The sequence below is a fragment of the Streptomyces odonnellii genome, from assembly GCF_000981895.1.
In the GTDB taxonomy this organism is placed as follows: domain Bacteria; phylum Actinomycetota; class Actinomycetes; order Streptomycetales; family Streptomycetaceae; genus Streptomyces; species Streptomyces odonnellii.
The window spans coordinates 1-6,082 of sequence record NZ_LATD01000408.1; the positions used below are offsets into that span (position 1 = coordinate 1).

Here is a 6,082-nt window from a genome sequence, read left to right on the forward strand (position 1 = left end):
TCCCAGCTCGCTCCCCCCTCCCCGTCCGCTCCGGCTCGCTCCAGCTCACCCCCGCCGCTCGTCGCAGCCCCCCACACTCAGCGACTTCCCGGTCCCGACATCCCGAAGCAGGTGCGCGTTGGACTCCGCAACCTCCGAACGGCCCTCAGGTCATCCCCTGGCCGTGCCGGCGCTGGCCAGGACCATCGACAACGCCCTGAAGATCGTCATCGTGGGCGGCTTCGGGGTCGGCAAGACGACCATGGTCCGTTCCGTCAGCGAGATCCGTCCCCTCAACACCGAGGAGACGATGTCGATGTCCCGCGCGGGCGAGGGCGTCGACGTACTCCCCGATCTCGAAGGGCTCCGCAGAAAGAACTCGACCACCGTCGCCTTCGACTTCGGCCGGATCTCCCTGGACGAGCGGTCGGTGCTGTATCTGTTCGGCGCCCCGGGCCAGGAGCGCTTCTGGTTCCTCTGGGAACGGCTCTTCTCCGGGACCCTGGGCGCGGTCGTACTGGTCGACACCCGCCGGCTTCCCGACGCCTGGTACGCGCTCGACCGGCTGGAGCACCACGGCACGCCCTTCATCGTGGCGTGCAACGACTTCGGCGGGCCCTTCCACGCGGTGGACCAGATCCGGGCGGCGCTGGCGCTGGCTCCGGACGTACCGCTCGTGGAGTGCGACGCGCGGGACCGCTCGTCCAGCAAGTACGTCCTGATCACACTGGTGCAGTATCTCTACGAGCTGGCGTCCAAGCGGGCGGCGGAGAAGGCGGCCGAGGGCGCGGCGAGCTGAGCCCGGAGTGACGCCGTCCTCTCTGGCCGTCCTCCCTGAGGGTGAAGATCCGCCGTGCGCCGGAACCCCCCGGCGTGGCCCCGCGACTTCCTTGAGAGGCGCTCGAAAGCCCCTTGAGAGGCCCCCGGCCCGGCCCCCGCGCCGTACCGCCGGCCCCCTGACCGGCGTCTCATCCGACGGACAGCGTTCCCCGCGGCCCCGGCGGAGGGACTAGGCTCCGGGGCCGTGGCCGATATCCAGATTCCCGCTGACATCAAGCCCGCCGACGGCCGTTTCGGCGCAGGCCCCTCCAAAGTGCGGACGGAGGCGGTGGACGCGCTGGCCGCCACCGGTACGTCCCTCCTCGGTACGTCCCACCGCCAGGCCCCGGTGAAGAACCTGGTGGGCTCGGTGCGCGAGGGCGTACGGAACCTCTTCGCACTGCCCGAGGGGTACGAGGTGATCCTGGGCAACGGCGGCTCCACCGCCTTCTGGGACATCGCGACGCACGGTCTGATCGAGAACAAGTCGCAGCACCTGTCCTTCGGCGAGTTCTCCTCCAAGTTCGCCAAGGCGTCGAAGCTCGCCCCCTGGCTGGCCGAGCCGACGATCATCACCACCGAGGCCGGCACGCACCCCGACCCGATGGCGGAGCCGGGCGTCGATGTCTACGCCCTCACCCACAACGAGACCTCCACGGGTGTCGCGGCCCCGGTCGAGCGGGTCGCGGGCGCGGACGACGGCGCGCTGGTGCTGGTCGACGCGACCTCGGGCGCGGGCGGCCTGCCCGTCGACATCGCCGAGACGGACGTCTACTACTTCGCCCCGCAGAAGTCCTTCGCCTCCGACGGCGGCCTGTGGATCGGCGTCTTCTCGCCGGCCGCGCTGGAGCGCGCCGCGCGGGTGCACGGTTCGGGGCGTCATGTGCCCGAGTTCTTCTCGCTGCCGACCGCGATCGACAACTCGCTGAAGAACCAGACGTACAACACCCCGGCGCTGGCCACGCTCTTCCTGCTCAACGAGCAGCTCGACTGGCTCAACTCGCAGGGCGGCCTGGACTGGTCGGTCCGCCGCACGGCCACCTCCGCGCGGACGCTGTACGGGTGGGCCGAGGCGTCCAAGTACGCGACCCCGTTCGTGATCGACCCGGCGAAGCGCTCGCAGGTCATCGGCACCATCGACTTCGCGGACGAGGTCGACGCGGCGGCGGTCGCCAAGGCCCTGCGCGCCAACGGCATCGTCGACACCGAGCCGTACCGCAAGCTGGGCCGCAACCAGCTCCGGGTGGCGATGTTCCCGGCGATCGACCCGGCGGACGTGGCGGCGCTGACGGAGTGCATCGACTACGTGATCGAACGCCTCTGACGACAGCGGAACCCGGCGGAATCCACGGAACGGGCCCCCGACGCCGACCGGCGACGGGGGCCCGTTCCGCTTGCTCACTGTGTGGTGCCGCCGGGAATCTCAGATCTTGCGGACGAACGCCCTCGCGCCGTTGTGGAAGACGACAGTCAGCCCCTGCGCTCCCCCGCCCTCCCGGAGGGACCACCGGTCGATCGACGCGATCTCGGGCGACTCGGCCTTCGCAAGCACTGCCGCGAGCCACTCCTCCGGATCCCCGGGCCTCGACTCGCCCCACCCCTGGATCGGATCCCCGTTGACGGGCACGTCGGCGTGCTCGTGCTTTTCACCCTCGGCAAGCTGGCCGATGATCTGCCACTGCACCTCACCGTCACCGGTGGTGATAGCGAGCCCGAAGGGGTACTTGGACTCACCTGCCTCAGCGAGCGTCTGTGCACGGGTCGTACCGGAGCTGCTCCTGACCAGGCCGAGGGTGAAATCCTGGAATCGCGCGGGTCGCATTCGTGATCATTTCCTTCCATGGCGGCCGAGTCAGTCTAGGCCGGGAAGCCATGCCGACTCACGGAGATCACGGCATCGAGCCGTGACGGCGGGGCCGTACCACGCTCAGCCACCAGTGCGTGCGCGGGCGGCCCGTCGCATCGCTTTGAAGACCACCCGGGCCCGGTCTTCGTCCAGGTCCGCCAACGCGCGGCCGAGGTGGACCTCGTACGGGGGACTGGCCAGTGACATCACCAGCGTGAGAAAGGCGCGCTCGGGGGCCGTCATGCGCACGTGGTACAGCCGGGTGGCCATGCCGACCCAGTCGCAGAATCGCTCCCCGGCCGAATCCGTGCGTACCAGAATCGCCTGGACGTCACGCCGGGCCAGAACCGTGGCTTCCTCCACCAGTGCGTCGATGGCCGTCTCCATCGGGCCGTGCCCCTTGGCCCACGCGGTCAGCGCGCGTGCCAGCTCGGCGGGCGCCTTGGGCGCGTCGGACGACGGCGCAGCGGCGGTCACGGCATGCCCTTCTCGGCCCGTACCGGCCCGGTCGGCGCGCACCCTTCGTACCGGTCCCTGCCGGCGCGCAGCAGCTCTGCCACGGCGTCCGGCGCGCACAGCTTGCCGACGCGCTCGGCCGGCACGGCCCAGTGGGGTCCGACCGGCCTCGGCTCGACCCAGTCCACGCGAGGGACGGTGAGCCAGGCCCCACGGCCCCGGACCACCGCGAGCGGCGATCCCCAGGTCTCCGTCGTCCGCGGCGGCACGAGCGCGTAGTACCAGGCGATGTCACCGATCACCGGCCCGTCGAGAGCCCCGGCCAGTGCGGTGCCCACGGCCCCCGGCCGCCCGCTGCCCGCCGCCGCGTGAACCAGCCCGGCGGGCATGCGTACGGCGTCGAAGACGGCCCCGGTGGGCAGGAGGGCGGGGCGGCCCTCGTAGTACCAGTGCCACCGGGCCGCGCGGGGCCGCCGGAGAGAGGATGCCAGCCAGTCCTCCACGGGGTCGTCGGCGGCGAGTGGCTGATGCGGCGTCATGGACGGCTCCACGTATGGGCGTTGATGTACGGACCGTCACATCGTGGCTACTCACAAGTGGCCCTGCGTTGCCCAACTGGCAACGCAGGGCACTTGACCGACTACACTCCGCGCGCTATACGCCGCACCATTCCGCGAACTGCCGCAGACCGTCGTCCGCGCGCTGCCGCCCCCGCAGAAGGGTGGCCACCGTCTCGTGCACCGAGTGGTGATAGCGGGTGAGCTGCGGGGACGCCTCACGCGCGCGGTGCAACGAGACCAACGCCGGATCCTGCCTGGCCGTCCAGACTTCGGCGCGAGCGCGGTCGATCCAGTAGTGCGCTGCCCTCGTCGGCGGGTAGTCGTCCGGCAACCGCACCAGCAGCGCGTGGTCGAGTGCTTCCGCGTGCTCGTCCCGGTCGCCGGCCGCCGCGATCCGGTGCAATCGGACGTTGAGTGGCCCGAACGCAAGGGCGTAGTCGCGTGTTTCTCCCACTTCGTCCGCCAACTCGGCGGCTTCTCCGAGCCAGTCGGCGGCAGCGCTGTCGTCACCGGCACGCGCGGAAAGAACAGCGGCCCGGAGTTGCAGTGTGCCGCGCACGGCCCGGGTGGCGCGGCCACCGTCGTCGTCCAGATCGCGCAACGCGTGCCGCATCAGCGAGACGCCCCGGTCGAGACGGGAGTTGTCCGCGGCCATCTGCGCACGCTCGTACCGCTCGATCGCGACCTGGCGGGGATCACCGGACTGTGGCGCGGCGACAGCCATACGAGCCAGCGCCAGCCGGGCCAGGTCCATGTGGCCGAGGCGGTAGGCGACGATCGCCGCCGTGCGTGAGATCTCCGCCTCCAGATCGTGGGCTCGCTCACGGCGGAACCCCTGCGGCGAGTGCAGTTGGGTGGCGACGGCGATTTCGCTGATCAGGCCCGGCAGTCGATCGGCGATCCGGAGGAACTCCGCCTTCACCCGGAGCCGCACGATCCGTGCCGTCTCGGCCTCCAGCTCGTCGAGCGGGCGAGGCGGCGGAGCATCGTCCGGCGGGATGTCCCAGTCGTCGAAAGACGTACTGATCGGGGTGAGCAGGGCATCCAACCGGTCTTTCTGGAGAGCCTGGATGAAGGGCTGGCCCCGCAGGACAGAGACGCCGACACCGAGGGCGCGGGCGACCGACGCGAGAACGGGCTCGCTGGGGTACCGTTCGCCGTTTTCGATGCGGGAGAGCTGGCTCGCGGAAACATGGGCGCGGCGGCCGAGTTCGGAGAGGGAGTAGTCGCGAATGAGGCGGAACTCGCGGATGCGTGTGCCGATGCTCTTCGTGGACGTGTCGTTGTTGCCGGGCATGCTGACTCCCGTTCTGAGCTGACATTCAGAACGGTACCGTCGGTCGGCTCCCGCGCCACGGCCGCGCGGCCTCCGCCCGCCGTAAGGACGCGGCACGTTCGCGGGCGGGTCAGTCCACGGACGGGCTGCGGCGTTCCAGCAGGACCACGTCGCGCCAGCGACCCCCGTGGCGGCCGATGCGCTCGCGGGTGCCGATCACGCGGAAGCCGGCCCGCTGGTGGAGGGCCAGGCTGGCCGTGTTCTCCGGGAAGACGCCGGACTGGATCGTCCAGATCCCCGCGGCCTCGGTGGAGGCGATCAGCGCGGTCAGCAGTGCCAGGCCGACGCGGCGGCCGCGGGCGTCGGGGTGGACGTAGACGGAGTGCTCGACCACCCCGGCGTACGCGCACCGGTCGGAGACCGGTACCACCGCCGCCCAGCCCAGCACCCGGCCGTCGTCGTCCAGGGCGACCAGGCGGTGGCCGGGCAGTTTTGCCGCGTCGAACGCCTGCCAGGTCGGGGCCGTGGTCTCGAAGGTGGCGTTCCGCTCGTCGATGCCGAGCTGATAGATCGCCAGTACGGCCGCCGCGTGCTCCGGCAGCATCGCGGCGACCCGTACTCCGGTGGCGGTGCTCACGGCGCCACCTCGACACCGAGCTCCACGAGCAGGCCCCGGACGCGCCGCTCGATCTCGTCGCGGATCGGCCGCACGGCCTCGACGCCCTGTCCGGCGGGATCGTCGAGCTTCCAGTCCAGGTACCGCTTGCCCGGGAAGTACGGGCAGGCGTCCCCGCAGCCCATCGTGATCACGACGTCGGACGACTGCACGGCCTCCGCCGTCAGCACCTTGGGGATCTCGGCGGAGAGGTCGACACCGACCTCACGCATCGCCTCCACGACCGCCGGGTTCACGGCGTCGGCGGGGGCGGATCCGGCCGACCGGACCCGGACCCTGTCCCCGGTGAGGTGGGTGAGAAACGCGGCGCCCATCTGGGAACGGCCGGCGTTGTGCACGCAGACGAACAGCACGGAGGGGGTGGTGGCAGTGCTCATGAGGACAGTGCGCTCTCTTCACGGGGTTGGGCGGGTGCGGGGAGCGTACGGCAGTGCCGTCACCGGCAGTGCCGTCACCGGTAGTGCCGTCAC

At 71.0% G+C, this 6,082-nt stretch carries 8 protein-coding genes; 2 read left to right on the plus strand and 6 right to left on the minus strand.

Annotation, left to right across the window (positions count from 1 at the left end; translation table 11 throughout):
- Nucleotides 1-118: 118 nt before the first annotated feature.
- Nucleotides 119-778 (plus strand): GTP-binding protein, encoded by a 660-nt coding sequence (locus tag WH07_RS31335; RefSeq protein WP_046507602.1) that lies wholly within the window; start codon nt 119-121, stop codon nt 776-778.
- 225 nt (nt 779-1,003) lie between these two features.
- Nucleotides 1,004-2,122: a phosphoserine transaminase gene (gene serC / locus WH07_RS31340; RefSeq protein WP_046507604.1), complete on the plus strand. Its 1,119-nt coding sequence runs from the start codon at nt 1,004-1,006 to the stop codon at nt 2,120-2,122.
- A 99-nt stretch (nt 2,123-2,221) separates the two neighbouring features.
- Here serC and WH07_RS31345 read toward each other — a convergent pair whose 3' ends face one another.
- From WH07_RS31345 to WH07_RS31370, 6 genes are all read right to left on the minus strand, one after another.
- Nucleotides 2,222-2,620, minus strand: coding sequence for a hypothetical protein (locus WH07_RS31345; protein ID WP_046507608.1), 399 nt, complete (start codon nt 2,618-2,620; stop codon nt 2,222-2,224).
- Nucleotides 2,621-2,725: 105 nt separating this feature from the next.
- The gene (locus WH07_RS31350; protein WP_046507612.1) at nt 2,726-3,121 is read right to left on the minus strand and encodes a hypothetical protein; all 396 of its coding nucleotides are present in this window, start codon (nt 3,119-3,121) and stop codon (nt 2,726-2,728) included.
- Nucleotides 3,118-3,639, minus strand: a complete 522-nt coding sequence (locus tag WH07_RS31355; RefSeq protein WP_046507615.1) for a hypothetical protein — start codon at nt 3,637-3,639, stop codon at nt 3,118-3,120. Before WH07_RS31355 ends, WH07_RS31350 begins: the two co-directional genes overlap by 4 nt.
- Before the next feature lie 115 nt (nt 3,640-3,754).
- Entirely contained in the window at nt 3,755-4,957 is a 1,203-nt protein-coding gene (locus WH07_RS31360) for a helix-turn-helix domain-containing protein (RefSeq protein WP_046507618.1), read from the minus strand.
- Nucleotides 4,958-5,066: 109 nt separating this feature from the next.
- Complete coding sequence (locus WH07_RS31365) at nt 5,067-5,540, minus strand: GNAT family N-acetyltransferase (protein ID WP_046507624.1); 474 nt, start codon at nt 5,538-5,540, stop codon at nt 5,067-5,069.
- Nucleotides 5,541-5,569: 29 nt separating this feature from the next.
- Complete coding sequence (locus WH07_RS31370) at nt 5,570-5,989, minus strand: arsenate reductase ArsC (protein WP_046507621.1); 420 nt, start codon at nt 5,987-5,989, stop codon at nt 5,570-5,572.
- Nucleotides 5,990-6,082: the final 93 nt, after the last annotated feature.

Bases quoted from the DNA above. Each gene is read 5' to 3' on its own strand.
- WH07_RS31345 (WP_046507608.1), bottom strand. From the start codon at position 2,620: ATGCGACCCGCGCGATTCCAGGATTTCACCCTCGGCCTGGTCAGGAGC.
- WH07_RS31355 (WP_046507615.1), bottom strand. From the start codon at position 3,639: ATGACGCCGCATCAGCCACTCGCCGCCGACGACCCCGTGGAGGACTGG.
- WH07_RS31360 (WP_046507618.1), bottom strand. From the start codon at position 4,957: ATGCCCGGCAACAACGACACGTCCACGAAGAGCATCGGCACACGCATC.
- WH07_RS31365 (WP_046507624.1), bottom strand. From the start codon at position 5,540: ATGCTGCCGGAGCACGCGGCGGCCGTACTGGCGATCTATCAGCTCGGC.
- WH07_RS31370 (WP_046507621.1), bottom strand. From the start codon at position 5,989: ATGAGCACTGCCACCACCCCCTCCGTGCTGTTCGTCTGCGTGCACAAC.